General features: G+C 72.2%; 26 protein-coding genes and 1 pseudogene. 14 read left to right on the top strand and 13 right to left on the bottom strand.

Annotated elements, in window-relative coordinates:
- Positions 1 to 2: 2 nt before the first annotated feature.
- Together OG522_RS25800 and OG522_RS25795 are read right to left on the bottom strand one after the other, a co-directional pair.
- Positions 3 to 1031 carry an aldo/keto reductase gene (locus OG522_RS25800; RefSeq protein ID WP_329465373.1) on the bottom strand — a complete coding sequence of 343 codons (1029 nt, stop codon included), beginning with the start codon at positions 1029 to 1031 and terminating at the stop codon, positions 3 to 5.
- 6 nt (positions 1032 to 1037) lie between these two features.
- The gene (locus OG522_RS25795; RefSeq protein WP_329465372.1) at positions 1038 to 1499 is read right to left on the bottom strand and encodes a MerR family transcriptional regulator; all 462 of its coding nucleotides are present in this window, start codon (positions 1497 to 1499) and stop codon (positions 1038 to 1040) included.
- A 141-nt stretch (positions 1500 to 1640) separates the two neighbouring features.
- On the opposite strand from OG522_RS25795, the gene OG522_RS25790 reads away from it, so the two are divergent.
- Positions 1641 to 2462: a serine hydrolase domain-containing protein gene (locus OG522_RS25790; protein WP_329465371.1), complete on the top strand. Its 822-nt coding sequence runs from the start codon at positions 1641 to 1643 to the stop codon at positions 2460 to 2462.
- Here the strand turns inward: OG522_RS25790 and OG522_RS25785 are convergent.
- Positions 2446 to 3108: a pirin family protein gene (locus tag OG522_RS25785; protein ID WP_329465370.1), complete on the bottom strand. Its 663-nt coding sequence runs from the start codon at positions 3106 to 3108 to the stop codon at positions 2446 to 2448. The two genes, OG522_RS25790 and OG522_RS25785, sit on opposite strands and share 17 nt — an antisense overlap.
- 59 nt (positions 3109 to 3167) lie before the next feature.
- On the opposite strand from OG522_RS25785, the gene OG522_RS25780 reads away from it, so the two are divergent.
- The 5 genes from OG522_RS25780 to OG522_RS25760 all read left to right on the top strand — a co-directional run bounded on the left by OG522_RS25780 (position 3168) and on the right by OG522_RS25760 (position 8029).
- Positions 3168 to 4364 (top strand): PucR family transcriptional regulator, encoded by a 1197-nt coding sequence (locus OG522_RS25780; RefSeq protein WP_329465369.1) that lies wholly within the window; start codon positions 3168 to 3170, stop codon positions 4362 to 4364.
- An 89-nt stretch (positions 4365 to 4453) separates the two neighbouring features.
- Positions 4454 to 5371, top strand: a complete 918-nt coding sequence (locus OG522_RS25775; protein WP_329465368.1) for an ACP S-malonyltransferase — start codon at positions 4454 to 4456, stop codon at positions 5369 to 5371.
- Between the two features lie 13 nt (positions 5372 to 5384).
- Positions 5385 to 6380 (top strand): ketoacyl-ACP synthase III, encoded by a 996-nt coding sequence (locus tag OG522_RS25770; RefSeq protein WP_329465367.1) that lies wholly within the window; start codon positions 5385 to 5387, stop codon positions 6378 to 6380.
- A 59-nt stretch (positions 6381 to 6439) separates the two neighbouring features.
- Positions 6440 to 6688, top strand: a complete 249-nt coding sequence (locus OG522_RS25765) for an acyl carrier protein (protein WP_329465366.1) — start codon at positions 6440 to 6442, stop codon at positions 6686 to 6688.
- A 78-nt stretch (positions 6689 to 6766) separates the two neighbouring features.
- Positions 6767 to 8029, top strand: a complete 1263-nt coding sequence (locus tag OG522_RS25760) for a beta-ketoacyl-[acyl-carrier-protein] synthase family protein (protein WP_329465365.1) — start codon at positions 6767 to 6769, stop codon at positions 8027 to 8029.
- A gap of 91 nt (positions 8030 to 8120) precedes the next feature.
- Here OG522_RS25760 and OG522_RS25755 read toward each other — a convergent pair whose 3' ends face one another.
- Complete coding sequence (locus tag OG522_RS25755; protein WP_329465364.1) at positions 8121 to 8615, bottom strand: DUF3145 domain-containing protein; 495 nt, start codon at positions 8613 to 8615, stop codon at positions 8121 to 8123.
- Between the two features lie 333 nt (positions 8616 to 8948).
- Here OG522_RS25755 and OG522_RS25750 point away from each other — a divergent pair, with 333 nt between their 5' ends.
- On the top strand, positions 8949 to 9845 hold the full coding sequence (locus OG522_RS25750; RefSeq protein ID WP_329465363.1) for an SGNH/GDSL hydrolase family protein: 897 nt from the start codon (positions 8949 to 8951) through the stop codon (positions 9843 to 9845).
- A 26-nt stretch (positions 9846 to 9871) separates the two neighbouring features.
- On the opposite strand, the pseudogene OG522_RS25745 reads toward OG522_RS25750, so the two are convergent.
- A pseudogene (locus tag OG522_RS25745) lies at positions 9872 to 12330 on the bottom strand (glycoside hydrolase family 3 protein).
- 155 nt (positions 12331 to 12485) lie between these two features.
- On the opposite strand from OG522_RS25745, the gene OG522_RS25740 reads away from it, so the two are divergent.
- Both OG522_RS25740 and OG522_RS25735 read left to right on the top strand, forming a co-directional pair.
- A complete protein-coding gene (locus OG522_RS25740) occupies positions 12486 to 13070 on the top strand; it encodes a TetR/AcrR family transcriptional regulator (RefSeq protein ID WP_329465362.1) in 585 nt (194 codons plus the stop codon).
- A 114-nt stretch (positions 13071 to 13184) separates the two neighbouring features.
- Positions 13185 to 14381, top strand: coding sequence for a pyroglutamyl peptidase (locus tag OG522_RS25735; protein WP_329467738.1), 1197 nt, complete (start codon positions 13185 to 13187; stop codon positions 14379 to 14381).
- A gap of 53 nt (positions 14382 to 14434) precedes the next feature.
- Here OG522_RS25735 and OG522_RS25730 read toward each other — a convergent pair whose 3' ends face one another.
- From OG522_RS25730 to OG522_RS25720, 3 genes are all read right to left on the bottom strand, one after another.
- The gene (locus OG522_RS25730; protein WP_329465361.1) at positions 14435 to 15847 is read right to left on the bottom strand and encodes a PepSY-associated TM helix domain-containing protein; all 1413 of its coding nucleotides are present in this window, start codon (positions 15845 to 15847) and stop codon (positions 14435 to 14437) included.
- A gap of 40 nt (positions 15848 to 15887) precedes the next feature.
- Positions 15888 to 16916 (bottom strand): hypothetical protein, encoded by a 1029-nt coding sequence (locus OG522_RS25725; protein WP_329465360.1) that lies wholly within the window; start codon positions 16914 to 16916, stop codon positions 15888 to 15890.
- Positions 16917 to 17067: 151 nt separating this feature from the next.
- Positions 17068 to 17871: an EI24 domain-containing protein gene (locus tag OG522_RS25720; RefSeq protein ID WP_329465359.1), complete on the bottom strand. Its 804-nt coding sequence runs from the start codon at positions 17869 to 17871 to the stop codon at positions 17068 to 17070.
- A gap of 128 nt (positions 17872 to 17999) precedes the next feature.
- Between OG522_RS25720 and OG522_RS25715 the strand changes: the two genes are divergently transcribed.
- Positions 18000 to 19181: a serine hydrolase domain-containing protein gene (locus OG522_RS25715; protein ID WP_329465358.1), complete on the top strand. Its 1182-nt coding sequence runs from the start codon at positions 18000 to 18002 to the stop codon at positions 19179 to 19181.
- Here the strand turns inward: OG522_RS25715 and OG522_RS25710 are convergent.
- The 3 genes from OG522_RS25710 to OG522_RS25700 all read right to left on the bottom strand — a co-directional run bounded on the left by OG522_RS25710 (position 19175) and on the right by OG522_RS25700 (position 21876).
- Complete coding sequence (locus OG522_RS25710; RefSeq protein ID WP_329465357.1) at positions 19175 to 20134, bottom strand: alpha/beta fold hydrolase; 960 nt, start codon at positions 20132 to 20134, stop codon at positions 19175 to 19177. The genes OG522_RS25715 and OG522_RS25710 overlap by 7 nt on opposite strands.
- 168 nt (positions 20135 to 20302) lie before the next feature.
- Positions 20303 to 20728 carry an organic hydroperoxide resistance protein gene (locus tag OG522_RS25705; protein WP_329465356.1) on the bottom strand — a complete coding sequence of 142 codons (426 nt, stop codon included), beginning with the start codon at positions 20726 to 20728 and terminating at the stop codon, positions 20303 to 20305.
- A gap of 125 nt (positions 20729 to 20853) precedes the next feature.
- Positions 20854 to 21876, bottom strand: coding sequence for an NADP-dependent oxidoreductase (locus OG522_RS25700; protein ID WP_329465355.1), 1023 nt, complete (start codon positions 21874 to 21876; stop codon positions 20854 to 20856).
- A 132-nt stretch (positions 21877 to 22008) separates the two neighbouring features.
- On the opposite strand from OG522_RS25700, the gene OG522_RS25695 reads away from it, so the two are divergent.
- Positions 22009 to 22434: a MarR family winged helix-turn-helix transcriptional regulator gene (locus OG522_RS25695; RefSeq protein ID WP_329465354.1), complete on the top strand. Its 426-nt coding sequence runs from the start codon at positions 22009 to 22011 to the stop codon at positions 22432 to 22434.
- A gap of 48 nt (positions 22435 to 22482) precedes the next feature.
- Here the strand turns inward: OG522_RS25695 and OG522_RS25690 are convergent, their stop codons facing one another.
- Positions 22483 to 22968, bottom strand: a complete 486-nt coding sequence (locus OG522_RS25690; RefSeq protein ID WP_329465353.1) for a carboxymuconolactone decarboxylase family protein — start codon at positions 22966 to 22968, stop codon at positions 22483 to 22485.
- A gap of 187 nt (positions 22969 to 23155) precedes the next feature.
- Between OG522_RS25690 and OG522_RS25685 the strand changes: the two genes are divergently transcribed.
- A complete protein-coding gene (locus tag OG522_RS25685; RefSeq protein WP_329465352.1) occupies positions 23156 to 24103 on the top strand; it encodes an RNA polymerase sigma-70 factor in 948 nt (315 codons plus the stop codon).
- Between the two features lie 147 nt (positions 24104 to 24250).
- Here the strand turns inward: OG522_RS25685 and OG522_RS25680 are convergent, their stop codons facing one another.
- On the bottom strand, positions 24251 to 24979 hold the full coding sequence (locus tag OG522_RS25680) for an SCO2400 family protein (protein ID WP_329465351.1): 729 nt from the start codon (positions 24977 to 24979) through the stop codon (positions 24251 to 24253).
- A gap of 147 nt (positions 24980 to 25126) precedes the next feature.
- On the opposite strand from OG522_RS25680, the gene OG522_RS25675 reads away from it, so the two are divergent.
- Entirely contained in the window at positions 25127 to 25708 is a 582-nt protein-coding gene (locus OG522_RS25675) for a hypothetical protein (RefSeq protein WP_329465350.1), read from the top strand.
- A 161-nt stretch (positions 25709 to 25869) separates the two neighbouring features.
- Complete coding sequence (locus tag OG522_RS25670) at positions 25870 to 26907, top strand: rod shape-determining protein (protein WP_329465349.1); 1038 nt, start codon at positions 25870 to 25872, stop codon at positions 26905 to 26907.
- Positions 26908 to 26949: the final 42 nt, after the last annotated feature.

Here is a 26949-nt window from a genome sequence, read left to right as displayed (position 1 = left end):
GGCTACTGCTCGCGGGCCGCCGAGGTGGACGACATGTCCGGGTAGCGGTCCCCGGCGACCTGCCCGGCGATCGGCTCCAGGAGCGCCAGCTCCTCGGCGCTCAGCGTGATCCGGGTCGCGCCGGTGTTCTCCAGGAGGCGGCTGCGCTTGCGGGTCCCGGGGATGGGGACCACGGTCAGGCCGTGCACCTGGGCCCGCTGCTGCACCCAGGCCAGCGCGATCTGCGCGGTGGTGGCGCCGTGCGCCGCGGCGATCTTGTGGAGGGGTTCGAGCAGGGCCGCGTTGGCGGTGGCGTTGTCGCCGGTGAAGCGGGGCTGGAACTTCCGGAAGTCGCCCTCGGACAGGTCCTTGCCCGCGTCCGCGAACGCGCCGGTGAGGAAGCCGCGGCCGAGCGGCGAGTACGGCACGAAGGTGACGCCGAGTTCCGCGGCGGCCGGGACGGCGCTGCGCTCGACGTCGCGGCTGAAGACCGACCACTCCGACTGGAGGGCCGCGATCGGGTGCACGGCGTACGCCTCGCGCAGCTCGGCGCCGGTGACCTCGCTCAGACCCAGGTACTTGACCTTGCCCTCCCGGACCAGCTCGGCCATCGCGCCGACCGACTCGGCGAACGGGACCTCGGGGTCGCGGCGGTGCATGTAGTACAGGTCGATGACGTCGATGTTCAGGCGGCGCAGGCTCGCCTCGACGGACTTCTTGATGTACGCGGGCGAGTTGTTGACGGCGCGGTACTGCGGGTCGTCCGCGCGGCGCTCGATGGCGAACTTGGTGGCCAGCGTCACCTCGTCGCGGTGGGCGGCGAGGAACGGGGCGAGGAACTCCTCGTTGGCGCCCGAACCGTACACGTCGGCGGTGTCGATGAGGGTGACGCCCGCCTCGACCGTCGCCTCCAGGGTGTCGCGGGCCGCGGTCTGGTCGGTGTCGCCGTAGAACTCGCTGATGCCCATGGCGCCGAAGCCCTGGACGCCGATCCGCGGGCCATCGGTGCCGAGTCGTACCGTGCTGATCTTCTCAATGGGGCTGGTGCTCATGGGTGTTCAGGACCTTTCCGACGCCACGCGGGCGTCCGCATAGAAGTCGATCTTGTAGTCGAGTACGGCGAGCGTGTCCTGGAGCTCCGCCATGCGCGCGATGACGTCGCGCCGGGTCTGCTCCAGGAGCTCCTGGCGTGCCTCGAAGGTGTGCGCCCCCTCGCGGACGAGTTCGGCGTACCGGACCATGTCGGCGACCGGCATTCCGGTCAGCCGGAGCTTGCCGACGAAGGCCAGCCAGTCCAGGTCCTTGTTGCTGAACCGCCGCTGCCCGGTGTGCGAGCGGTCCACGTGCGGCATCAGGCCGATCCGCTCGTACCAGCGAAGGGTGTGCGCGGTGAGTCCGGAACAGGCCACGACCTCGCTGATCGTGTAGCGGTCCTGCCCGTCGGGGCGAGGATGGCGCGGCTGCGTCGAGCAGTCGTGCGCCGCTCGCGCCATGGCCGGAGTGTCTGCGATCACCGTCATGACCACCACGCTAGGACGTTGGAGTGCACTCCAAGCAAGTGATATCCGCAACGCCTTGCTGCACTCGGTCCAGCACACACCCGCCGGCCGCCGCTTCGAGCCGGCCCCGAGCCCTGGGGCGCACCCTTTAGGCTCGTACGCATGGAGAGCCTGCGGATCATCGAGAACTGGCCCGTGCCGACCGCCGCGGCGGCCGTCGTACGGGCCGACGGAACACTTGCCGGCACGCACGGGCCGGTGTCCCACCGGTTCCCGCTGGCTTCCGTCACCAAGCCGCTCGCCGCCTACGCGGCCCTCGTCGCCTTCGAGGAGGGTGCGATCGAGCTCGACGAGCCGGCCGGGCCCGCGGGCGCCACCGTCCGGCACCTGCTCGCGCACGCCTCGGGGCTCGCCTTCGACGAGCACCGGGTGATGGCGCCGCCCGGCGAGCGCCGGCTGTACTCCAACGCGGGGTTCGAGGAACTCGGCGACCACGTGGCCAAGCAGTCGGGCATCCCGTTCGCCGACTACATCCGCCAGGCGGTGTTCGAGCCGCTCGGCATGGCGGACAGCACCCTCGAAGGCTCCCCCGCGAAGGACGGCGTCTCCAGCGTCGAGGACTTGGCGCGGTTCGCGGCGGAGCTACAGGCGCCTCGGCTGCTGCATCCGGCCACGGTCGCCGAGGCGATGCAGGTGCAGTACCCGGGCCTCAAGGGCGTGCTGCCCGGCTACGGCCACCAGAACCCGAACGACTGGGGCCTCGGCTTCGAGATCCGCGGCGCCAAGTCCCCGCACTGGACGGGCAGTTCGTCCTCCCCGCGCACCTTCGGCCACTTCGGCCAGGCCGGTACGTTCCTGTGGGTCGACCCGGACGCGGGCCTGGCCTGCGTCGCGCTGACGGACCGCGCGTTCGGCCCCTGGGCGGCCGAGGTGTGGCCCGCGTTCACGGACGCGGTGCTCGCCGAGTTCACCCGGCGGCGCTGAGTTCCCACAGGAGCACCTCGGCCGGCTCGCCGGCGATCAGTTCCAGGCCGGGCGCGGCGGTGATCCGCGCCGAGTCGCCGGGCGCCAGCTCCTCCTCGGCGAGCCGCACCCGGCCGCGTACGACGTGGACGTACACGGCGGGCGCGTCCGGGACCGCGGAGCGCTCGCCCGGGGCGAGACGGCGGGTGTGCAGCAGGGCGCCCGCGGCGCGCACCGCGTAGGGAGTGGAGTCGGCGATGCCGCGGACGATCTCGTACCCGGGTTCGCCTCCGGGCCGCACGGGCGACAGCCACATCTGGAGGAAGACCAGCGGGTCCTCGCCCTCGTTGCGCTCCTCGTGCCGCACGCCCGCCGCCGCGCTCAGGCACTGCACGTCACCGGGCCGCACCACGGTGGTGCGGCCCGCCGAGTCGCGGTGGGTGAGCTCGCCCTCGACGACCCAGGTGACGATCTCGGTGTGGCTGTGCGGATGCTCGTCGAAGCCCGCGCCGGGCGCCAGGCGCTCCTCGTTGCAGGCGAGGACGGCGCCGAAGCGGAGGTTGTCCGGCTCGTAGAACCGGCCGAAGGAGAACGCGTGCAGGGATTCGATACCGGCGTCCGGTTCCCCGCCGGGATACCGCTCGTCGCCGCGCCTGACAGAAATCACGTGCACCACCGTAGACCCGGCCCGGCGGGGAAGGTTCCCGATAAGGCAGTCTTGTCCCCGTGCCAGCACCCGATCCCGTACAGCCCGCGAAGAACGCCCATCCGCACGCCGCGACCCTGAAGCGTCTTGAGCAGTCCTCGGGGCGGCTCGCCGCGAACGCCATCGCCCGCATGGACGCGACGCTGCCGTGGTACCGGGCCATGCCGCCGGAGAACCGCTCCTGGATCGGCCTGGTCGCCCAGGCCGGCATCGCGGCCTTCACCGAGTGGTTCCGGCACCCCGAGACGCCCCAGGCGATCTCGACGGACGTCTTCGGCACGGCCCCGCGCGAGCTGACCCGGGCCATCACCCTGCGCCAGACCGTCGAGATGGTGCGGACCACCATCGAGGTCATGGAGACCGCGATCGAGGAGGTCGCGGCTCCGGGCGACGAGTCGATCCTGCGCGAGGCGCTGCTCGTGTACGCCCGGGAGATCGCCTTCGCGACGGCCCAGGTGTACGCGCAGGCCGCCGAGGCGCGCGGCGCCTGGGACGCCCGGCTCGAATCGCTCGTGGTCAACGCCGTGCTGTCCGGCGAGGCCGACGAGGGGGCGGTGTCCCGGGCCGCGGCGCTCGGCTGGAATTCGCCGGAGCATGTGTGCGTCGTGCTCGGTACGGCGCCGGACGGCGACAGCGAGCTCACCGTGGAGGCGATCCGGCGGGCCGCCCGGCACGCCAAGCTCCAGGTGCTCACCGGAGTGCTCGGCGACCGCCTCGTCGTCATCGCGGGCGGCAGCGACAACCCGCTCCAGGTGGCGAAGAGCCTGATCGGGCCGTACGCGGCGGGGCCGGTCGTCGCGGGCCCCATCGTCGCGGACCTGCTGGCCGCGACCCGGTCCGCGCAGGCCGCGGCGGCCGGCCTGAAGGCGTGTTCCGCCTGGCAGGACGCACCCCGGCCGGTTCTCGCGGACGATCTGCTGCCGGAGCGCGCCATCGCCTCCGATCCTGCCGCGCGCGAACAGTTGGTGGAGGAGATCTACAGACCGCTGGAGGAGGCCGGCTCCGCGCTCCTGGAAACCTTGAGCGTTTATCTGGAGCAGGCGAGCAGTCTGGAGGGTGCGGCCCGGATGTTGTTCGTCCACCCCAATACCGTCCGCTACCGGCTTCGACGTGTGACGGACGTCACCGGGTGGTCACCGTCCGATGTTCGCTCGGCGTTCACGCTGAGGATCGCGCTGATCCTGGGGCGCTTGGCCGACGGAGAATCACAGTCCTAGACTTTTGTTGGACACCCACAATTCCCCCGACGGTTCTTCGTCCCTGTCCCCACGGGCGTGCGGAGCCGTCCACAAGAGAGAGTGTGAGAGTGCTCGTACTCGTCGCTCCCGGCCAAGGCGCCCAGACGCCCGGCTTCCTGACCCCCTGGCTCGACCTCCCCGGCGCCGCCGACAAGCTCGCCGCGTGGTCCGACGCCATCGGTCTTGACCTCGTCCACTACGGCACGCAGGCGGATGCCGACGCGATCCGCGACACCGCGGTGGCCCAGCCCCTGCTGGTCGCCGCGGGCCTGCTGTCGGCGGCCGCCCTGGGCGACGTCGCCCCCGGCGCGGTCGCCGGGCACAGCGTCGGCGAGATCACCGCCACCGCCTTCGCGGGCGTCCTCTCCGAGGAGGCCGCGCTCGGCTTCGTCCGCAAGCGCGGTCTGGGCATGGCCGAAGCCGCCGCCGTCACGCCGACCGGCATGGCCGCGCTGCTCGGCGGCGAGCCGCAGGACATCGTCCCGCACCTGGAGAAGCTCGGCCTCACCCCGGCGAACGTGAACGGCTCGGGCCAGATCGTGGCCGCCGGCACCGCCGAGCAGCTCGCCGCCCTGGAGGCCGACAAGCCCGAGGGCGTGCGCCGCGTGGTGACGCTCAAGGTGGCCGGCGCCTTCCACACGCACCACATGGCGCCGGCGGTCGCGGCGCTCGACGAGGCGGCCAAGTCCCTGGTGATCGCCGACCCGACGTACACGTACGTCTCGAACGCCGACGGCAAGACCGTCGCGTCGGGCCAGGAGATCGTGGCGCGTCTGGTCAACCAGGTCTCGAATCCGGTCCGTTGGGACCTGTGCATGGAGACCTTCAACGAGCTGGGTGCGACGGCGCTGGTCGAGCTGTGCCCGGGTGGCACCCTGACCGGGCTCGCCAAGCGGGCGATGCCGGGCGTGAAGACCCTCGCCCTGAAGACCCCCGCCGACCTCGACGCGGCTCGCGCGCTCATCGCCGAGCACGCATCCGCCTAAGGAGCGAAGAGCCATGTCGAAGATCCGGCCCAGTAAGGGCGCCCCGTACGCCCGCATCATGGGCGTGGGTGGCTACCGGCCCGTGCGCGTGGTGCCCAACGCGGTGATCCTGGAGACGATCGACTCCTCCGACGAGTGGATCCGCTCGCGCTCCGGCATCGCCACCCGCCACTGGGCCTCCGCCGAGGAGACCGTGGCCGCGATGTCGATCGAGGCCTCCGGCAAGGCCATCGCCGACGCCGGGATCTCCGCCGACCAGATCGGCGGGGTGATCGTCTCCACCGTCTCGCACTTCAAGCAGACCCCGGCGGTGGCGACCGAGATCGCCGACAAGCTGGGCACCGGCAAGGCGGCCGCCTTCGACATCTCGGCCGGCTGCGCGGGCTTCGGCTACGGCCTGACCCTGGCCAAGGGCATGATCGTCGAGGGTTCCGCCGAGTACGTCCTGGTCATCGGCGTGGAGCGGCTCAGCGACCTGACCGACCTCCAGGACCGCGCGACGGCCTTCCTGTTCGGCGACGGCGCGGGCGCGGTGGTCGTGGGCCCCGCGGACGAGCCGGCCATCGGCCCCACCATCTGGGGTTCCGAGGGCGACAAGTCGGAGACCATCAAGCAGACCGTGCCGTGGAACGAGTACGACAGCTCGGGCAAGTTCCCCGCGATCACGCAGGAGGGCCAGGCGGTGTTCCGCTGGGCCGTGTTCGAGATGGCGAAGGTCGCCCAGCAGGCGCTGGACGCGGCCGGAATCACCCCGGACGACCTGGACGTCTTCATTCCGCACCAGGCCAACATGCGGATCATCGACTCGATGGTGAAGACTCTCAAACTGCCGGAGCACGTTACGGTCGCGCGTGACGTGGAAACCACCGGCAACACCTCGGCCGCCTCGATCCCGCTCGCGATGGAGCGGCTCCTGGCGACCGGACAGGCGAAGAGCGGCGACACCGCGCTCGTCATCGGCTTCGGGGCGGGTCTCGTTTACGCCGCGACGGTCGTTACCCTCCCCTAGGCACTCCGGATCTTCCGGAAGCCCGTAAATCGAAGCATTAACACCGAAGGAGCGCCAACATGGCCGCCACTCAGGAAGAGATCGTCAAGGGTCTCGCCGAGATCGTCAACGAGATCGCCGGCATCCCGGTCGAGGACGTCCAGCTGGACAAGTCCTTCACCGACGACCTGGACGTCGACTCGCTGTCCATGGTCGAGGTCGTCGTCGCCGCCGAAGAGCGCTTCGACGTCAAGATCCCCGACGAGGACGTCAAGAACCTCAAGACCGTCGGCGACGCCGCCGGCTACATCCTGAAGCACCAGGACTGATTCAGGACCTGAATTCGGTCTGCCACCCAGCGGTGGCGCCGCTGATTCACGCCCCTTACACACGTGGAGAAATTTCCTGTGAGCTCGACCAATCGCACCGTGGTCGTCACCGGTATCGGCGCAACCACACCGCTGGGTGGCGACTCGGCCTCGACCTGGGAAGGTCTGCTGGCGGGACGCTCCGGTGTCCGCCCGCTCGAGGGCGAGCGCTTCGCCGAACTGCCGGTCCGCATCGCCGCTCCGGCGGCGGTCGACCCCGGCGAGGTACTGCCCCGGCCGCTGGCCCGCAAGCTCGACCGCTCGGCGCAGTTCGCACTGATCGCGGCCAAGGAGGCCTGGGCGGACGCCGGCTTCACCGCCCCCGCGGGCGACGAAGGCGGCATCGCGCCGGAGCGCCTGGGCACGGTCATCGCCTCGGGCATCGGTGGTGTCACCACCCTGCTCGACCAGTACGACGTGCTGAAGGAGAAGGGCGTACGCCGCGTCTCCCCGCACACCGTTCCCATGCTCATGCCGAACGGCCCGTCCGCCAACGTCGGCCTTGAGGTGAACGCCCGCGCCGGCGTCCACACCCCCGTCTCCGCGTGCGCCTCGGGCGCCGAGGCCATCGGGTACGCCGTCGAGATGATCCGCACCGGGCGCGCCGATGTCGTGGTCGCCGGCGGCACCGAGGCGGCCATCCACCCGCTGCCCATCGCGGCGTTCGCCAACATGATGGCGATGTCCAAGAACAACGACCACCCCGAGCAGGCTTCACGCCCGTACGACAAGGCCCGGGACGGCTTCGTCCTCGGCGAGGGCGCCGGTGTCGTGGTCCTGGAGTCGGCCGAGCACGCGGCCCAGCGCGGCGCGCGGGTCTACTGCGAGGTGCTCGGCCAGGGCCTCTCCGCCGACAGCCACCACATCGCGCAGCCCGAGCCGACCGGCCGGGGCGTCGCCGCCGCGGTGCAGAACCTGCTCGACTCGACCGACCTGAAGCCGGCCGAGCTGGTCCACCTCAACGCGCACGCCACGTCGACCCCGCAGGGCGACATCGCCGAGATCAAGGCTCTGCGCAAGGTCCTTGGCGACGAGCTGGACCATGTGGCGGTCTCCGCCACGAAGTCGATGACCGGTCACCTCCTGGGCGGCGCGGGCGGCATCGAGACCGTCGCCACGGTCCTCGCCCTGTACCACCGCGTGGCCCCGCCGACCATCAACGTCGACAACCTCGACGACGAGGTCGACCCGGCCCTGGTGAGCAGCGAGCCCCGCAAGCTCCCCGAGGGTTCGATCTCCGCGATCAACAACTCGTTCGGCTTCGGCGGGCACAACGTGGTCCTGGCCTTCCGCTCGGTCTGACGCCGCCGCGGTAGGTGACGGAAAGGGGCCCCACCTCTTGGTGGGGCCCTTCTTCGTACGCGGATGGGGGCCGTGGGCGCGGACCGCGGTGTCAGACGACCTGGTGCAGCCAGCGGACGGGGGCGCCCTCGCCCGCGTAGCGGAAGGGCTCCAGCTCGTCGTCCCAGGGCTTGCCGAGCAGCTTGGCGATCTCGGCCTCCAGGTCGGTCTCGCCCTGGACGGACCGGGCGAGAGCGGCGCGCAGCCGGTCCTCGGGGATCAGGATGTCGCCGTGCATTCCGGTGACGGCGTGAAAGATGCCGAGGTCGGGCGTGGCGCTGTAGCGTTCGCCCTCAGCGGTGGGGCAGGGCTCGGCCGTGACCTCGAAGCGCAGCAGGTGCCAGCCGCGCAGCGCGGAGGCGAGTTTGGAGGCGGTGCCCGGCTCGCCCCGCCAGGAGAACTCGGCTCTCCAGGTGCCGGGCGAGGCGGGCTGGCGGATCCAGTCGAGCTGGACGCGCACCCCCAGGACGCCGCCCACCGCCCATTCGACGTGCGGGCAGAGCGCGCGGGGGGCGGAGTGGACGTACAGAACTCCACGTGTCGTCACCGGGACCTCCAGTGCGGTTCGAGGTTCGCCTTCCCCAGCGGCCTCGCGCCCCTGCCGTTCCCGGTCAGGACAGCACCTGACATTCTGCCCCTGGGTTCAACAGTAAACAGCATCGGGAGCTAATCTCCTGAAAAGGGACAGTATGTGACGTGATGTAATTTACCGGATCCGTCTGGCGTGGTTCCTCTGGCTGGACGGGCCAAAGCTACCGCGCGGAACCGTCCCAAGGATGTCGTAATGTCGGTCGGGGCGCCTTCGAACACCAAGCTTTCACTCGCGAGGACGCCGGAACGCCGCACGACCGCCGCACAACTGCCGCACGGAGGAGCCCGGATGCCGGACAGCCGCCGGAGCCGTCGCGCCCGCACCACCGGCGCCGCCCTTCTCGCCGCGGCGGCCCTCGCCGTCACCGCCGGCTGCCAGTCCGACGGCGGGCCCGCGGGCGCGCGTGCGACGGCCACCGCGAAGCCGTCGCCGAGCCCCACCCCCACGTGGGACCGCAGTCCGAAGTCACTGGCCGCGGTGGGCGACTCCATCACCCGCGGCTTCGACGCCTGTACGGTGCTCGCCGACTGCCCCGAGGTCTCCTGGGCGACCGGAAGCGACGCCCAGGTCGACTCGCTCGCCCTGCGGCTGCTCGGCCCGGCGGCCCCCGCGCACAGCTGGAACTTCGCGAAGACCGGCGCCAGGATGGCCGATCTGCCCGCCCAGATGGGCCAGGCCGCGGTGCAGCACCCGGGCCTGGTCACCGTGATGGCCGGGGCGAACGACGCCTGCCGCGACGACGTCTCGGACATGACGCCGGTGGCCTCCTTCCGCGCGGACTTCCGGGCGGCCCTGCGCCAGTTGCGCTCCGTGTCGCCGAAGTCGCAGGTGTACGTGTCGAGCGTGCCCGATCTGAAGCGGCTGTGGTCGACCGGTCGGGGCAGCCCGCTGGGCAAGCAGATCTGGAAGCTGGGCATCTGCCAGTCGATGCTGGCCGACGCCGACGACCTGGGCGCCGCCGCGACCGAGCGGCGCTCGGCGGTGTACGACCGGGTCGTGGCGTACAACACGGTCCTCAAGGACGTGTGCGCCGAGGACCGCGCCTGCCGCTATGACGGCGGCGCGGTCTTCGACTACGACTTCGGCGGCGGCCAGTTGAGCCCCTGGGACTGGTTCCATCCGAGCAGGGACGGCCAGAGCCGGCTCGCCGAGATCGCCTACCGAAAGGTGACGGCGACCGGCTGACTCCCCGCCCCGCGCAGAGCGGCCCCTCACACCTCCAGCGTGGCCGTCAGGCGGACATCCGTCAGGGAGTGACAGGCCCGCACCTCGTACTGGCCCGGGACGAAGGTCCACTCGGATGCGGCCTGGTCCCAGATCTCGAACGCCCGCCCGCGCAGCGGGATGTCGGCCTCCACCGATGCCCCGGCCGCGGCCTCGACGTTGGCGAACCCGGCGAGCCAGCGCACCGGCCGCTCCACGGTGTCGGCGACCGGGGCCAGGTAGATCTGGACGGTCTCGCGGCCCGCGCGCCCACCGGTGTTGCGGATGCGGACCTTGGCGCGGGCGCGGGTCACCTCCAGGGACTCGTACTCCCAGCTCGTGTAGCCGAACCCGTGCCCGAAGGGGTATGCGGGAGTCACCGCCGCCTTGTCGTAGGCGCGGTAGCCGATGAACAGACCTTCCGCGTAAGGCAGTTGACCACTCGTCGGCTGGACTTGGGTGACCGGGGCGGCCGTGAGGGCGGTCGGCCAGGTGGTGGGGAGCCGGCCGCCGGGTTCGGTGTGGCCGAGCAGCACGTCGGCGAGGGCGGCGCCGCCATCCTGGCCGGGGAACCAGCTCAGGAGCACCGCCGCGACGTCGCCACGCCACGGGAGTTCCACCGGGGAGCCGGAGTTGACGACCACGACGGTGTTGGGGTTCGCGGCGGCGACGGCCCGCACGAGGTCGTCCTGGCGGCCGGGCAGGGACAGGTCGCGGCGGTCGAAGCCCTCGGACTCGACGCGATCGGTGGTCGCGACCACCACCACGGCGACCTCGGCGTTGCGGGCGGTCTCGACGGCCTCGGCGATCAGCTCGTCGCCGTCGCGCCGCGGCCCGAGGTGGGTGAGCGAGAACATCACGGCCGCCAGCGGGGCGCCGGGCGTCCTGTGCACGGGGTGCAGCAGGGACACCTCGACGGGTACGCCCTCGGTGAGATGGGCGCGGCCGCGTTCGGCGGGGGCGCCGAAGAACGCCTCGAACGGGTCGGCGGTGCCGCTCATCGCCTGCGTGCCGTCCCACAGGAGGCGGCCGTCGACCCGGAGTGCGAACGCGCCGATGCCGCGCGTACCGAAGGTGTGCTCGCCGCTCTCGCGCGGGGTGAAAGTGCCGGTGGCCTCGACGGAGTGCAGCGCCTCGTGGGTCACCCCGGCGGGCAGGTCGTCGCCGATCCACTGGACCTGCCCGCCGGGCAGCGAGCCGGTGCCCAGGACGTTCCCGTCGGCGTCGCGACAGACGGCGCGCAGCTCGAACCCCTGGGCGGCGGGGGCCAGTTCGTCGCTTGGGTCGGCGCCGACCGCGTACGTCAGGGCGCCTTGGGGCAGGGCCGCGGTCAGTCCGGCGAGCGGCGAGATGACGTGCTCGGGGAAGACGGTCGCGGAGCCGCCGCCGAGCACCCGGGCGTCGCGGGCGGCGGCGCCGATGAGGGCAAGCGTGCGGACGCGGGCGGGGTCGATGGGCAGGGTGGGGCGCCGGTCGCGCACTTCGTTGCGTACGAGGACGAAGGCGCGGCGGGCGACCTCGCGGGCCAGTGCCCGGCCGTCGACGGGCGCCGGGGGGTCGGTGACGGCGGGGTCCACTCCGTCGAGGAGGCCGACGCGGGCGGCGAGCCGCAGGACGTGGCGCACCGCCTCGTCGACGGTGGACTCCTCGACGTCGCCCTTGCGCACGGCCGCGGCCAGCGCGTCGCCGTACACGGTCCCCGGGCCGGGCATCGCGATGTCGAGCCCGCCGAGGATGGCGCCGACGGTGGAGCGGGCGGCCATCCAGTCGGAGACGATGATGCCGTCGAAGCCCCACTCACCGCGCAGCACCTCGTTCTGGAGGTGCTGGTGCTCGGTCACGTGACGCCGTTGACCTTGTTGTACGCGGCCATGATGCCCCAGGGGCGGGCCTTTTCGACGATGGTCTCGAAGGGCGCGAGGTAGAGCTCGCGCAGCGGGCGCGGGTCGATGACGTTGTCGACGGTGAAGCGGTCGGTCTCGGCGTCGTTGGCGACGAAGTGCTTGACGGTGGTGGCGACGCCGCCGCTCTGGACGCCGTTGACGTAGCCGGAGCCGATCTCACCCGTGAGGCAGGGGTCCTCGGAGTAGCACTCGAAGTGCCGGCCGCCGAGCGGTGAGCGGTGCAGGTTGACGGTCGGCGCGAGCAGGACGTGGACGCCCTTGCGCCGGGCCTCCTGGGCAAGCAGGGTGCCGGCCCGGCGGGCGAGGTCCGGGTCCCAGGTCGCGGCGAGCGCGGTCGGCGACGGCAGGGCGATCGAGGGGTCCTCGGCGGTCCAGTGGACCCCGCGCACCCCGATCGGCCCGTCGGACATCACCAGCGAACTCAGCCCGATCTCCGCCAGCGCGGGCAGCGACCACATGTCCTGTCCGGCGAGCAGCCGGGCCTTGGCCTCCAGATCCAGTTTGCCGAGGGCCGTTTCGACGGCCTCACTGTGGGCGGGGGTGGGAACGGATGTGCCTGCCACGGCCGTACCTCCTCGTAGAAGTCCGCTGGTGGCTCCATGGTGGCCGGGCTACCTGTAGAACGGTAGGGTTAGTTACCTTTCCGTCATAATTGAATGCCGTACGGTCCTCTCGGAACACCGGAGGACGGCACGGCAGGAACGGAACGGGGGCGGACATGGCGAGGACCAGGAGCGCCAGAAGCGAGGAGCGACGCGCGGAGATCCTGCGCGCCGCCCTCGAAGTGATCGCGGAACGCGGCTACCGGGGTGCGTCCCTCGGCGCGGTCGCCGAACGGGTCGGGCTCACCCAGCAGGGCCTGCTCCACTACTTCCCGACGAAGCAGGCGCTGCTCGTCGCCGCTCTGGAGGAGCGGGACCAGTGGGACACCGGCGGCCGGCGGGCCTCGCCGGACGGCTGGCGCCTCGAACTGCTCGCCTCCCTGGTCGAGTACAACGCGATGCGGCCCGGCGTCGTCCAGACGTTCTCGGCGCTGCTCGGCGAATCGGTGACGGCCGGGCATCCGGCCCGCCCGTTCTTCACCCGCCGCTACGCGCAGGTGCGCGAGGAGATGGCGGCGGTGCTGCGGGCCGAGTTCGGCGACCGGCTGCCCGGCGGGCTGACCCCGCGGCAGGCGGCCCCGCTGCTCGCCGCGGTGATGGACGGCCTCCAGTACCAGTGGCTGCTCGACCCGGAGTCCGTGGACATGGCGGCCGCCTTCCGCGACTTCGTGACGCTGCTGCACGGCCCGGACGTCTCATAAGTCCCTCTGTTCACGGGGTGGTTGGTTGCGAATACTGGGCGTCAGACCCCGACGGAAGGATCCCCGGTGCGACGAGGTGTACGGGTGGCGCGGCTCGGCTGGGCGCTCGCGACGATGACGTTCTGCACACTGCTCGGCCCCGCTCCGGCGCAGGCCGCGGCCCCGCCCGAGGCTCCCACGGTGGAGGAGCAACGCCTGGACCAGGCGGCGCCGAAGGAGATCCTTGAGCGCAGTGGATTCGACGGCGTGGCACCGGAGTTCACGCGGCGGCTGGCGGGCATACGGTCGTACGGAGCGGCCGAGCGGCTCGTCGACCGCGAGGGGACGCGGCTGTGGCGGCGCGCGGTGGACCGGGTGCAGGGCCGGGGACCCGCGGGCGGCGACCTGAGCCGCGACGACGACCGCCCGCTGTACTGGGCCCGGCTCGGCCTGACGCGTGAACTGCGGCTCTGGCAGCCGGAGTTCGGGCTGACCGACGACCAACGCGCGACCCTCCTCGACCGCCTGGAGCAGACCTCCCGGGGGCAGAGCGACGTCGGCTACCCGCAGGGCAAGGGCTTCAAGCGGATCCTGCTGACCGGCTTCGACCCGTTCACGCTGGACAGCGACATCCGGATCAGCAACCCCTCGGGGGCGACCGCGCTCGCCCTGGACGGCACCTGGATCCGCACCGCGGACGGGCAGCTCGCGCGGATCGAGACGGTGACGTTCCCGGTGCGCTGGCAGGACTTCGCGGACGGCGTGGTCGAGCGGGCGCTGGCGCCGGTGCTGCCGAAGGTGGACCTCTTCACGACCGTGAGCCAGGGCCGCGTCGGCCGCATCGACGTCGAGCGCTTCAACGGGGCCTGGCGGGGCGGCTTCCCCGACAACCTCGACGTGTCGCGCACCGAGCAGGTGCCCGTGAGCGACCCGGCGACGCAGCCGCAGTGGACCACGACCACGCTCCCGCACAAGGACATCGTGTCAGCGAACACCGGCCGTTTCCCGGTGTACGACCACACCTCGGTCACCGAGATCCCGGCCGGTGCGACCGAGCCGGTGGACCGCCCGGACGGCCCGACCCCCGGCTCCACCGCGCGCGCCGGGGGCGGCGGCGACTACCTCTCCAACGAGATCGCCTACCGTGCCACGCTGCTCCGCGACCGCCTGGGCCTGAGCATTCCGGGCGGCCATGTGCACACCCCGGTCCTTGAGTTCGGACCGGGCAACACCGATCCGGCGACGGGCTCGGTGACGGACCCGGTGTTCGTCCGCAACCGCCTGGACATCGTGGCGCAGATGAGGGCGATCGTGGGGGTGGCGGCGGAGTAGGGATCGTCCCCGGCGAGCCCGCGCGCTTCAACTACGCGCGGGCTCAAGGGAGTTCAGGCCCCGCGCAGACGGCCGCGCAGGCCCCACAGCAGGTCTCCGGCCAGGAACACCAGCAGGCTGATCCCGAGCAGCGGAAGGAACCAGCCGACCGCCGCGGTCAGCGCCGCGAGCGGAACCAGTACCGGCCACGGCACCTTGCGCCAGGCGCCGCGCGGCTGCGGGCGGCCGACGCCGAAGGCGCCCCCCTTGGTGGGCCTGCGCTGCCACCACATGCGGTAGCCCCACCCGATCAGCGCCATCAGGGCGACCGCGAGGGCCGCGAGGGCGAGTTGGTTGGCGAGGCCGAGGAAGACACCCATGTGGGCGTCGATGCCGAAGCGGGTCAGCTGGGCGAGCAGGGGGTAGTCCGAGAAGCGCAGCACGTCCATGACCCGGCCGTCGGCGGGGTCGACGGCGACCGAGTCGAGGTGCACGGGGAACGCGCTGTCGCGCTCGCGCACCACGAAGCCCTTGCCCTGGCTCGGCAGCGTGATCTGGACGCTCGCCCGGACGCCCTGAGCGCGGGCGGTCGCGGCCACCTGGTCGAGGGTGAGAGCGGAGGGCGCGGCGGGCGGCATCGCCATGCCCTCGTGGTGCTCATGACCGCCCATGCCCGCGACGGTGGCCGCCGCGACGGTGGGGGTGGCACCGCCGAGCCGGTCCTTGAGCTCGGCGACGTTCTCGCCCGCGTACCGCGACCAGGTGAGTCCGGTGGCCGAGAGGAGCACCAGGCCCACGGCCGCCCACAGTCCGACCGAGCCGTGCCAGGACAGGGTGCGGCGGCGGCCGGTGGCGCCGCGCTCGGGCCGCAGCAGCCGGGTCCGCCTGCGGCGGCCGACCCACAGCAGGACTCCGCCCAGGGCGACGACCCAGAGCCAACTGGCCGCGATTTCACTGTAGTTGCGGCCCACCTCGCCGAGCTTGAGATCGGCATGGAAGGAGGACAGCCAGCTGCGCAGCGGAAGCGCCCCGGATGTTCCGGTGCTGGGGAGCGCGCCGCGTACCTCGTTGTCGTACGGGTTCACGAACACGGCGAGGGACTCGTCCGCGCCGAGCCCCGGGGCGTTCATCAGGACACGGGTGGTGGCGCCGCGCTCGGGCGAGGGCCACACCGCGGTCACCGTGCCTTCGGGGTGCGCGGCCTTCGCGGCGGCGACCTGCTCGGTGAGCGGCCGCACGGTGTCGCCCGCGGGGACCCGCAGTTCGTGCCGGTACAGCAGGTTCTCGGCCTGGAAGGAGAGGGCGTAGAGCAGTCCGGTGGCGGCGGCGACGAAGAGCAGCGGCGCGACCAGCACCCCCGCGTAGAAGTGCAGCCGCAGGGCGAGAGGCCGCAACGCGGCCCAGGTGGTGGGTGGGGCGGGGACCGCGATGGGCGCGGCGCCCCGCACCGGGGTGTCGGCAGACATGAGGATCCTGTCGATCGGCATGGGCAGGGTGAAGGGCCCCCTGGCCACGCCGATCGCCGAATCAGGCGCGGGCGAGCGGGCCGGGGGCTGTGGCTCGGGTGACGAGCAGACCGGGGGCCATGGCTCGGACAGCGAGCAGACCGGGGGCCATGGCTCGGACAGCGAGCAGACCGGGGGCCATGGCTCGGACAGCGAGCAGACCGGGGGCCATGGCTCGGACAGCGAGCAGACCGGGGGCCATGGCTCGCGCAGCGAGCAGACCGGGGGCCATGGCTCGCGCAGCGAGCAGGCCCGGCGGGCCGCGTCGGATGACGGCATGGCTGTGTACCGCTCCGCGCAGTCTCTGGCGTGGACGGGGGTGCGGGTGCGGGCGGCGCGTCGGCGGTGGCAGCGCGGGCGTACGGGTGCGTACGAGGGCCAGTGCCCTGCGCAGCGGTGCGGCGGCGAGGACGCCGAGCGCGCCGACGGCCCGCGCGACCCGGAAGGCGGCGGCCTCGCCGCGCCACAGCCAGATCCCGCAGACCAGCGCGGCCAGGAGGTGCGCGGCGAGCATGCCGCCGGACATGGTGTGCGCGGCGGCGTCCATGCCCAGGGCGTGCGCGTGGCTCGCGGCGTCCATCAGGGAGCCGCCCGCCGTACCCGGCATGTCGGGTACCGCCGAGCCGTCGGGCGGGTCCGGCATGAGGTGTGCGTAGCGGGCCCCGCACGTCATGGTCGGCATGGGCATCGCCATCGGAGCCGACCCATCCGCCATGCCGGGCATGCCCGCCATGGCGTGCGGCGCATGTCCGCCGGCCGGGGCCGGCGCATCCGCCGCCCCCGCCATCTCGGACATCGGCCGGGCCCAGGAGAAGAGGAGGTGGAGCGCGCCCTGCGCTGCGACCTGGCCGCCCGCGATGGCGGCGACCCCGCGTTGGCGTCCGGCCGCGCACCAGGCCAGGACTCCGGTCACGGCGAACGCGGCGAGCAGCACGGTCAGCGGGATGTCATGACCGGACATGGCCGCGTGCCCCACCGCGGCCAATGCCACGCACAACGCCGCGAACATCGCGGCCCGCAGGGTGCGCAGCGGCGACCGGGCATTCGTCATGACGGCCAGATCATGCCATTTGCCGCGGCGGGCCCCATGCGCGGGGTCAACGAGGGCCGGAGAGCTGGCGCCGGAAGCCGCCCGGGTCAAGGGGTTTGCGGGACCCGGACGCCGCGAGAGCCGGGAGGGCCAGCTTCGGCCGCCGCCCGGGTCAAGGGGTTTGCGGGACCCGGACGGATGCGTGGGCGTCCTCGGCGTCGTCCGCCTCCTCGTCGTTCTCCTGGAGGAGGTCGCGCACCATCAGGGTCGCGCCCGCGACCGCGCCCGGCATCAGGAACACCGCGACGAGCGGGACCACGAAGGCGAGCGCCAGGGGTACGCCGAAGCCCAGGGTCATCGCGCGGCGCGAACGCAGCAGCGTCAGACGGGACTTCAGTTCCATGCCGCGGCGCTGGAGGGCGACCGCGGTCAGCTCTTCGGCCAGGAAGAAGCCGGTGACGCAGAAGCCGATCGCGGGGATCACGCTCTGGCCGACCACCGGGACGAAGCCGAGGGCGAAGAGCAGGACGCCGTAGCACGCGACCCGGACCAGGATGCGCAGGGAGTCACGGGCGGAGATCCACAGTTCGCGCCCGAGCGAGAGACCCGATTCGGGGGCGTCGCCGCCGCTCTCGGCCCGGTCCACGTCCGCCGACAGCTTCTCGTAGAAGGGCTGGCCGACGAGCAGGGTCACCGCGGTGAAGGAGATCACGGCGAGGAACAGGCCGAGCGCGAAGACCAGCATGGTCAGGAAGCCGCGGAACAGACCGAGCCAGGGCGAGGACCAGCCGTCGGCGAAGGGGGTCACCCAGCCCACGAAGTCGTCGGCGCCACAGGCGAGTCCGATCAGCGCGCCCACGTACAGGACGAGGGTGACGAGGCCCGGCAGCAGCCCGAACCCGAGGGACCTGCCGTGCCCGGCGACCCATCGCTGTCCCTTGACCAGATAACCGAAGCCCGCCCCTAGATCACGCATGCCATCGACCCTATCCGGCCACCCCGCACAGAGAATCCGCCACCCCAAAAGTTTCCCAGCGCTGCGGGAATGATGGGCGCTAACTATTCAGTTGTGCCCGTCAACAGCATCGATACCGGGGGCTCCACATGCCGAACCAGACCATCACCTCATCCGCCACCGCCGACGCCGCTACCGTGCACGGCACCGTGGCCGAGGGCTACGAGAACGTGCGCGAGGAGTTCGCCGCGTTCGTGGCGGGCGAGGAGCACGACCCGGCGGCCCAGCTCGCCGCGTACCGGAACGGCCGTCTCGTGGTGGACCTGTGGGCGGGCGACGTCGCCGGGGACTCGCTGTCCGGCGTCTTCTCCACCACCAAGGGCGCGGCCCACCTCGTGGTGGCGCTGCTCGTCCAGGACGGCGTACTCGACCTGGACCGCGAAGTCGCCCACTACTGGCCCGAGTTCGCGGCCGAGGGCAAGGGCGCGATCACCCTGCGGGAGCTGATCTCGCACCGCTCCGGCGTCATCGGCGCGGACGACGGCTTCACCCCCGAGGAGCTGGCCGACGACCGCGTGGTCGCCGAACGGCTCGCGGGCCAGCGGCCGTTCTGGCAGCCGGGCGCGGGCCACGGCTACCACGCGCTGGCGATCGGCGCGCTCACCGGCGAGGTGGTGCGACGGGCGACCGGCCGCTCCATCCAGGAGATCTTCGAGGAGCGCGTCCGCGCCCCGTACGGCCTGGACTTCTTCCTCGGCCTGCCCGAGGCCGAGCGGTCCCGCTACCGCGACGTGCTGCCGATGCTGCCGACGCCCGAGCAGCAGGCCGCCCTGTCGGCGAGCCCGATCGGCCGCTACAACCGGCTCCCGATCGCGTTCAACACGAGCGCCGACCCGTCCTTCGACCTGGTGGGCTTCGCCAACTCGCCCGCGTCGCTCGCCAACGGCCCGGCCTCCGTGGGCGGTTCGGGCAACGCGCGCGGCATCGCCGGGATGTACGCAGCCGTCCTCGGCGACTTCAACGGGCAGGGACCGCTCCTGAAGCCGGACACGGTCGCCGAGTTCGCCCGCATCCACTCGCACGGCACCGACCTGGTCCTGGGCGGCCCGTCCGCCTTCGGCCTCGGCTTCGAGGCGCTCGGCGTCTCCTACCCGGCGCTGGGCTCCGACACGTTCGGGCACAGCGGCGCGGCGGGCTCCCTCGCCTTCGGCGACCCGCGCTCGGGGCTCGCGTACGGCTACACCCGGCGCCGGTTCGCCTTCCCGGGCGGCGCGGCCCCGGAGAACGAGCGGCTGTCGCGCGCCGTCTACGACGCGGCGATCGCTCAGTAACGGGCGAACCTGTCGAGCGCCGCCTGGGCCGCCTCGCTCGTCCCGGGGCCCAGGCCGTGTCCGGCGTCGTCGAGCACGAGCAGTTCGCAGCCCGGCCAGCGAGCGGCGAGCGCCCGCGCCGGGTCGGACAGTGAGCTGATGTCCTGCCCGCCGGTGATGAGGACGCCGGGTATGGCCGCCAACTCGGCTGCGCCGTCGATCAGTTGGCCGTCCTCCAGCCAGGCGGCGTGGCGCCAGTAGTGCGTGACGAGCCGGGCGAAGGTCATCCGGAACGCGGGATCGGCGTACCGCGAGTCGCCGAAGTCCTCGGTGAGCGGCGAGCCGGGCTCGCGTACGTGCGTGTCCTCCCAGCGGCACCAGTTCAAGGCGGCCTCCTCGCGCGCGGCCGGATCGGGGTCGGCGAGCAGCCGGGCGTACGCGTCGACCACCCGCTCGCCCTCGCGGGGCCTGGCCGCGTCGCGGAAGGCGGCCCACGCCTCGGGGAAGTGGACCCGCACGCCCTCGGTGATCCAGTCCACTTCGGCGCGGCTGGTCGTCACGACCGAGAAGAGGACGGCCTCGCTGACCCGCTCCGGGTACGCCTGCGCGTACGCCAAGCCTAGCGTGGCCCCCCAACTCCCGCCGAACACAAGCCACTTGGCGATCCCGAGGCGCTCGCGCAGCTGCTCCATGTCCGCGATCAGATGGTGGGTGGTGTTGGTGGCGAGGCCGGTCGCCGCATCGCTGACGGATGGCGTGGAGCGGCCGCAGCCGCGCTGGTCGAACAGGACCACGCGATAGCGGGCCGGGTCGAAGTAGCGGCGCCAGAACGGCCCCGCACCAGAGCCGGGCCCGCCGTGCACCACGACGGCGGGCTTTCCGTCCGGGTTTCCGCAGACTTCCCAGTGGACGAGGTTGCCGTCACCGGTGTCGAGCATGCCGTGCTCGTACGGGGTGGTCTCGGGAAAGGTCATGCGCACCAGCTTGGCAAAGCGGCCGGGTGCGGCGTAGCGGTTCGGCCGGGCGATGTGGCGCGGCGTGACCAGCGGCGGCCCGACGAAGCGGCGCGGCGTCGCCTGGCGGGAGGCCCGGCACGGCAAAGGGCCGCGCCCCGCCGGGCGCGGCCCTTACCGGGGTGCTGCTCAGGCGACCGCGAGAGTCACCGTGATGTTGCCGCGGGTCGCCTTGGAGTACGGGCAGACCTGGTGGGCCTTCTCGATCAGGTCCTGGGCGGTGGCCCGGTCCACGTTCGGTATGTTCGCGGTGATCTCGACGTAGATGCCGAAGCCTTCGTCGTTCTTGCCGATACCGACGTGCGCGGTGACGGTCGAGCCGGAGATGTCGGCCTTCTCGTTGCGGGCCACGACACCGAGGGCGCCCTGGAAGCAGGCGCTGTAACCGGCGGCGAACAGCTGCTCCGGGTTGGTGCCGGCGCCGTTGCCGCCCATCTCCTTCGGCGGGTTGACGACGACGTCCAGCCGGCCGTCATCGGTGGAGACGCGGCCGTCGCGGCCGTTCTCGGCGGTGGCGACGGCGGTGTAGAGAACCTCGGACTTCTGGATGGACATGCTGGGGTGCTCCTCCTGGGTTCGGGGCCGCTCGCGCCTCACGGCCGCCGGGATGTGGAAAAACCTTATCGGATCGCGGAAACCGTGAGGCGGAGTGTGCGATGGGTCACCCCAGCGGCCAACCTCTACTTGCCGAGGGAGACGACCATCTTTCCGGTGTTCTCGCCGCGCAGCATGCCGATGAAGGCGTCGACGCCGTTCTCGATGCCGTCGACGACGGTCTCGCTGTACTTGAGCTCACCCGAGGCCAGCCAGCCGGCGACCTCACCGACGAACTGCTGCTGCATGCCGTAGTGGTCGCCGACCAGGACGCCCTTGAGCTGGAGCCGCTTGCCGATGATCATGGCCATGTTGCGCGGGCCCGGGGTGGGCTCGGTGTCGTTGTAGGCCGCGATCATGCCGCAGATGGTGGCGCGCCCGTGCACGTTGAGCGTGGAGATGGCCGCTTCCAGGTGCTCGCCGCCGACGTTGTCGAAGTAGACGTCGATGCCGTCGGGGGCGGCCTTGCGCAGCTGCTCCAGGACCGGGCCCTTCTTGTAGTTGAACGCGGCGTCGAAGCCGAGCTCCTCCACCAGCCACTTGACCTTCTCGTCGGAACCGGCCGAGCCGATGACCCGCGAGGCGCCCTTGAGCCGGGCGATCTGGCCCACCTGGCTGCCGACCGCGCCGGCCGCGCCGGAGACGAACACCGCGTCGCCCTCCTTGAAGGAGGCGACCTCCAGGAGACCCGCGTACGCGGTGAGGCCCGGCATGCCGAGGACACCGAGGTAGGCGGAGAGCGGGGCGAGCTCGCCGTCGACCTTGGTGGCGTGCTGCGCCTCGACATCGGCGTACTCGCGCCAGCCCAGGAAGTGCAGGACGTGGTCGCCGACGGCGAACCGGTCGTCGTTCGAGGCCACGACCTCACCGACGGCGCCGCCGTCCATGGGGCGGTCGAGCTGGAACGGGGGGGTGTACGACTTCACGTCGTTCATCCGGCCACGCATGTACGGGTCGACCGACATGAAGAGGTTGCGGACCAGGATCCGGCCGGGGGCGGGCTCGGCGACGGGGGTCTCCCGCAGCGCGAAGTCGGACGGCACGGGCCAGCCGTTCGGGCGGGCGACGAGGTGCCATTCACGGCTGGTGGCGGGAAGTGAGGTGGCCATGGGGTGCGTCCTCCTGCGGGCACAGACATATCGATCGGGTACCCGAACGGCATCGGGTCGATGCTTCAGGTACTGAAAGAACCATGCTCCTGGATATTTGAGATTGTCAAGTAACTGGGTACTCTGAAGGACATGACCCCCCGAATGGATCCCCTGAGCCTCGAAGTCGTGGAGCTGATCGGCACGGTCGTCGGCCGCTACTACGAGGAGTACGAGCGGGCCGCCGCCGAGCACTCCCTCACCGGCGCCCAGGCCCGGGTTCTCGGTCTGCTCGCCCTCGAACCGATGCCGATGCGGCAGGTCGCCCAGAAGCTGAAGTGCGAGCCGTCGAACATCACGGGCATCGTCGACCGCCTCGAAGCCCGGGGCCTGGTGGAACGCCGCCCCGACGCGGCGGACCGCCGCGTGAAACTGGCCGCCCCCACCCCCGAGGGCCTCACCACGGCCACCCGCCTGCGCGACTCCCTGGACTTCGCCCGGGAGCCGCTGGCGGAACTGTCGGCGCAGGAGCGGACGGTACTGCGGGATCTGCTGCGGCGGATGCTGGGAGCCGCGTAGGAACACGCGGCTCCCAGCGGCGGCGGTGGATCAACTGAGTGCGGCGACTCAGTTGAACGCGGCGGCGAACATGCCGGGCTCGTAGGACCCGCCCTTCTGGTGCACGATCACGGCGAGCCGGTTGGCCGCGTTGATCAGCGCGACCAGGGCGACCAGCGCGGCGATCTGGTCGTCGTCGTAGTGCTTGCGCACCTGGGCCCAGGTCTCGTCGGACACGCCCTGGCCCGCGTCGGCGAGCCGGGTGCCCTCTTCCGCGAGCGCGAGCGCGGCCTGCTCCGCCTCGGTGAAGACGGTGGCCTCGCGCCAGGCGGCGACCAGGTGCAGGCGGACCGTGGTCTCACCGGCGGCCGCGGCCTCCTTGGTGTGCGCGTCGATGCACCAGCCGCAGCCGTTGATCTGGCTGGCGCGCAGCGAGACCAGCTCCCGCGTGGCCGCCGGCAGGGACGACTGGTGGATGACCAGCCCCGCGTTGGCGAACCGCTTGCCGAACTTGGCGGCGGTCTCGTTCTCGAACATGTTGAATCGGGCGTCCATGGCTTCGTCCTCACTCGTGATCGTGCGCTGGATGAGCTGCGCTGGATGCACAAGAGATGCCGCCGCCCCGCTCGCTGTGACAGCACGGCCGTGTGACGTAGGCCATCGCCCACGGGTGTCACAGAACCGCGGTGAGCGGCGTCTTGTGCGCGTGAAACGGTCGGGAGCGGACAGGCAGGAGCAGCCGGTGAGCAGCGAGCGGGACGAACGCTTCGAGAACACCGAGGAGTTGGGGGGACGGCTCGCGGGTGCCGGGCGCCCGGACCCGGCCACCGAGGCGTTCGTCGCCCACCGCAACCTGCTGTTCACCGTCGCCTACGAGATGCTCGGCTCGGCCGCCGACGCGGAGGACGTCCTCCAGGAGACCTGGCTCAGGTGGGCGGGCGTGGATCTCGCCGAGGTGCGGGACCAGCGCGCGTACCTGGTCCGGATCACCACGCGCCAGGCGCTGAGCCGACTGCGCACGCTCGGCCGCCGCAAGGAGTCCTACGTCGGCACCTGGCTGCCCGAACCGCTGCTCACCGCGCCCGACGTGGCCGAGGACGTCGAACTGGCCGACAGCGTTTCGATGGCGATGCTGCTCGTGATGGAGACGCTCGCGCCGACCGAGCGGGCGGTGTTCGTGCTGCGCGAGGTGTTCGACGTGGAGTACGACGAGATCGCCGAGGCCGTCGGGAAGAGCCCGGCCGCGGTCCGCCAGATCGCCCACCGGGCACGGGCGCACGTGGCGGCCCGCCGACCGCGCGGGAACGCTTCCCCGACCGAGACGCGGGACGCGCTCGACGCGTTCCGACGGGCGACCGAAACCGGGGACATCCAGGGCCTGCTCGACATCCTCGCGCCGGACGTCGTCCTCCTGGGCGACGGCGGCGGAATCAAGCAGGCCGTCCTGCGTCCGATCGTGGGCGCCGACAAGGTGTCCCGCCTGCTGACCGCGGGACTTGGCAGGGTCACCGCGGTCTCCCTGCACCCGGCCCAGGTCAACGCCTACCCGGCACTGATCATCCGGCTTGACGGCGAGCTGGACACGGTGGTGGCGGTCCGCATCGAGGACGGCCTGATCAGTGGTCTGTACGCGGTACGCAACCCGGAGAAGCTGTCGCACATGCGGCGGGAGACGCTGCTGCGGCGCTGAGCGCGGGCGCCGCCCGCTGTGCCCGCCCGCTGAGGGCGGGTGCCCGGCGTCCTTGCGGTGCCGACGGCTCGATTCAGCTCCTCCGGCGTTCGGGGAGCGGGGGTCCGGGGCGGGGCTCCAGGCAGCGGTGGGTCAGACGCACCAGAATCAGACGCACCAGAACAGGAACGGCGTGCAGGTCTTCGTCGGCTTGGGCGCCGGAGGCGGCGGGGGCGCCGGAGCCGTCGAGGGCGCCCCGGAGGACCCGGGCCCACCCGGAGCGGGCGCCCCGGACGGCCCCGGCGACGCGGGCGCGGCCGACCCGGAGGGCCCGGGGCCGGGCGAAGCCGGGTCGGAAGCCCCGGCCGCTGAACCGTTCTTGCGCGGGTCGGCCTCGCCGACGCCGGACCCACCGGGCCTCGCGGAGCCACCCGAAGCCGAACCCGACGCCGAGCCGGAGTCCGACTCGGAACCCCGCTTCCGCCCCCGCGCGGCCACCGGCTTGCCCGACGGTTTGACCGGCACCGCCACCGCGCTGCCCGACGGCAGCGGCTGAGGATCGGAGATCGTCTGGTCCTGCCGCACCGCGGACGCCCGGTCGTCGCCCGAGGGCTGCGTCGCCATCTGCACGAGCCCCACGGCACCGGCCACCAGCACCAGACCGGCCGCACCGAAGACGACCACCCGCCCGCGTCCGCGCCGCGCCCGCCGCCCCTTGCGGGCACGCCTGTGGCCGGAGGGTGCGAGCACCTCCGCACGGCCCGCGCCGGAAGCGGCACCGGCGTACACCAGGAGCTCGTCCTCGGGTGCGCGCCAGAGCTGCTCCGCGGGGGTTCCGCATCCGGCACAAGCCAGGGCGCCGTTGAGGTGCCGTTGGCAGGAGTGGCAGTAATCCATGGCCCAGGGAGGCTATGCGGCGGTCGGCATGGAAAAGGGGCCCGAGGTGTGTGGATCCTGTGTGGAAGGTCAACTTTCGTGGCGTGGTGGCGTGACGAATCGCCATGGACCGGGGCGTTGTCAGTGGGGCCGGGCAGGATGGACGTCATGACGGAAACCGTGACGCGGCCGTTCGGTCCGCTGGACTTCCAACTCGTGCTGCTGCGGCGAATGGGCGACCACCAGCCGGGGCTCGTCGAGGACGCCCGCCAGGAGCTGGGCGCTTCGGTGGCCGACATGCGCGAGGCCAACAAACGCTGGCAGGCGATGCTCCGGTCGTCCCGTTCGCGCGGCGCCCTGTCCCGCTACCGCTCGGTGCTCGGGGCCCCGGAAGCGGTCGTTCCGCGCAGGATCGGGGATCTGGACTGCGAGGCACACCTGTGGCCCGTGCCGCTCTGGCCGGGGCTGCGGTTCGAGGTGCTGGCCGGGCCCGGCGGCGCGGTGTGGAACGAATGGCTGGTCAGAGCCCCCGGCATACCGGGTCCCGAGCTGCGCGGGGAGGCGGATCTGCGGCCCTGGTCGTGCACGGTGGACGAGGTGGCACGGGCCTTCCCCCCGGCTCGGCCGATGGAGGGCTCGGCGCCGACGCGCTGGCAGCTGGCCCTCACCCTGCCTGGCGGACGGGAGTGTGTGGCGGAGTTCTCCTGGGGTCTGCTCCAGCGTCTCCTGCCGGGCGGCGACCGCTCCTGAGCCACCGCCGGCCAGGGCCGACCGGAGGGGCGTTGGCCTGCCGCGATCCCCTGTCCGGCTGGTCGCCGGGCTCCGTCTCCCCGAGCGGCGCATCCCAGCGCGCGCACGCCCCCGCGCCATCCCATGATGCGAATTAAGTACCGCTCTCGGGAGGATCCGCCGTGACCGTCAGTCTTGAGCAGTTGCGCCGTTGCCATGTAGCCGTCGACCTCGGGGCCGCCAGGACCCGCGTCTACATCAAGGGTGCCGGGCTCGTCGTGGACGAGCCGAGCGTGGCCGCCGTCAACACCCGTACTGGCGCCCTGATCGCGGTCGGCGCCTTCGCCGAACAGATGACGGGCCGCACCCCCGAGTACATCCGGGTGGCCCGCCCGGTGTCCGGCGGCACGGTCGTCGACATCGAGATGGCCCGGCGCATGCTCCGCCACCTGCTCGGCGAGAAGCTGCGCCGCCAGTTGCGCCGCAAGCCGCGGCTGCGCGCCGCCGCGTGCACCCCGCACAACAGCGACCCGCTCGCCCAGCGCGCCGCGGTGGAGACGCTGGTGGGTCTTGGCGCCCGCCGGGTCGAGCTGGTCGACACCCTGATCGCGGCCGCCGTCGGCTGCGGACTCCCGGTGGAGCAGCCCACCGCCACCATGATCATGGTGTGCGGCGCGGCCACCACCCAGATCGCGGTGCTCTCGCTGGGCGCGATCGTGACGGCCGTACGCATCCCGGTCGGCGGCGAGGCCATCGACCACGCGGTCATCCAGCACCTGCGCCAGCACCACGAACTGATGCTGCCGAGCCAGTCCATGCGCCCGCTGCAACTGGCCCTGAGCGGCAACGGCCTCACCCCGCAGGGCCCCACGTCCACCGAGATCCACGGCCGCGATGTCGCCACCGGCCTCGCCCGCTCGGTCCTGGTCGACACCGCGGCCGTACGCGACGCCATCCACACCCCGCTCACCGCCGTGCTCGACGGCATCGGCAAGGTGCTCCGGGACTGCCCGCCCGATCTCGTCGCCGACCTCGCCGAGCGAGGGATCATGATGGTCGGCGGCAGCGCTTTGCTGCCCGGCCTCGACCACATGCTGCGCACCTCGACGGGCATGCCGGTGCACATCGCGGAGCGGCCCGACGTGTGCGCGATCCTGGGCCTCGGCGCGATGCTGGAGGGCAGCATCCAGCCCATGGTCCTCGACCCGCTGGCCGAGTGAGGGACACGAAACCGGCCCCGACCGGGGCGAACGGCCGCGGTG

The sequence above is a fragment of the Streptomyces sp. NBC_01431 genome (genome assembly GCF_036231355.1).
Classification (GTDB): domain Bacteria; phylum Actinomycetota; class Actinomycetes; order Streptomycetales; family Streptomycetaceae; genus Streptomyces.
The sequence above is the reverse complement of the archived record's forward strand: the minus strand, read 5'-3'. Positions and strand labels throughout refer to the sequence as shown.

Coding starts and splice junctions, on each gene's coding strand:
- OG522_RS25800 (WP_329465373.1), bottom strand. CDS start 1,031: ATGAGCACCAGCCCCATTGAGAAGATCAGCACGGTACGACTCGGCACC.
- OG522_RS25795 (WP_329465372.1), bottom strand. CDS start 1,499: ATGACGGTGATCGCAGACACTCCGGCCATGGCGCGAGCGGCGCACGAC.
- OG522_RS25790 (WP_329465371.1), top strand. CDS start 1,641: ATGGAGAGCCTGCGGATCATCGAGAACTGGCCCGTGCCGACCGCCGCG.
- OG522_RS25770 (WP_329465367.1), top strand. CDS start 5,385: ATGTCGAAGATCCGGCCCAGTAAGGGCGCCCCGTACGCCCGCATCATG.
- OG522_RS25765 (WP_329465366.1), top strand. CDS start 6,440: ATGGCCGCCACTCAGGAAGAGATCGTCAAGGGTCTCGCCGAGATCGTC.
- OG522_RS25750 (WP_329465363.1), top strand. CDS start 8,949: ATGCCGGACAGCCGCCGGAGCCGTCGCGCCCGCACCACCGGCGCCGCC.
- OG522_RS25740 (WP_329465362.1), top strand. CDS start 12,486: ATGGCGAGGACCAGGAGCGCCAGAAGCGAGGAGCGACGCGCGGAGATC.
- OG522_RS25735 (WP_329467738.1), top strand. CDS start 13,185: ATGACGTTCTGCACACTGCTCGGCCCCGCTCCGGCGCAGGCCGCGGCC.
- OG522_RS25730 (WP_329465361.1), bottom strand. CDS start 15,847: ATGCCGATCGACAGGATCCTCATGTCTGCCGACACCCCGGTGCGGGGC.
- OG522_RS25725 (WP_329465360.1), bottom strand. CDS start 16,916: ATGACGAATGCCCGGTCGCCGCTGCGCACCCTGCGGGCCGCGATGTTC.
- OG522_RS25720 (WP_329465359.1), bottom strand. CDS start 17,871: ATGCGTGATCTAGGGGCGGGCTTCGGTTATCTGGTCAAGGGACAGCGA.
- OG522_RS25715 (WP_329465358.1), top strand. CDS start 18,000: ATGCCGAACCAGACCATCACCTCATCCGCCACCGCCGACGCCGCTACC.
- OG522_RS25710 (WP_329465357.1), bottom strand. CDS start 20,134: ATGACCTTTCCCGAGACCACCCCGTACGAGCACGGCATGCTCGACACC.
- OG522_RS25705 (WP_329465356.1), bottom strand. CDS start 20,728: ATGTCCATCCAGAAGTCCGAGGTTCTCTACACCGCCGTCGCCACCGCC.
- OG522_RS25700 (WP_329465355.1), bottom strand. CDS start 21,876: ATGGCCACCTCACTTCCCGCCACCAGCCGTGAATGGCACCTCGTCGCC.
- OG522_RS25695 (WP_329465354.1), top strand. CDS start 22,009: ATGACCCCCCGAATGGATCCCCTGAGCCTCGAAGTCGTGGAGCTGATC.
- OG522_RS25690 (WP_329465353.1), bottom strand. CDS start 22,968: ATGGACGCCCGATTCAACATGTTCGAGAACGAGACCGCCGCCAAGTTC.
- OG522_RS25680 (WP_329465351.1), bottom strand. CDS start 24,979: ATGGATTACTGCCACTCCTGCCAACGGCACCTCAACGGCGCCCTGGCT.
- OG522_RS25675 (WP_329465350.1), top strand. CDS start 25,127: ATGACGGAAACCGTGACGCGGCCGTTCGGTCCGCTGGACTTCCAACTC.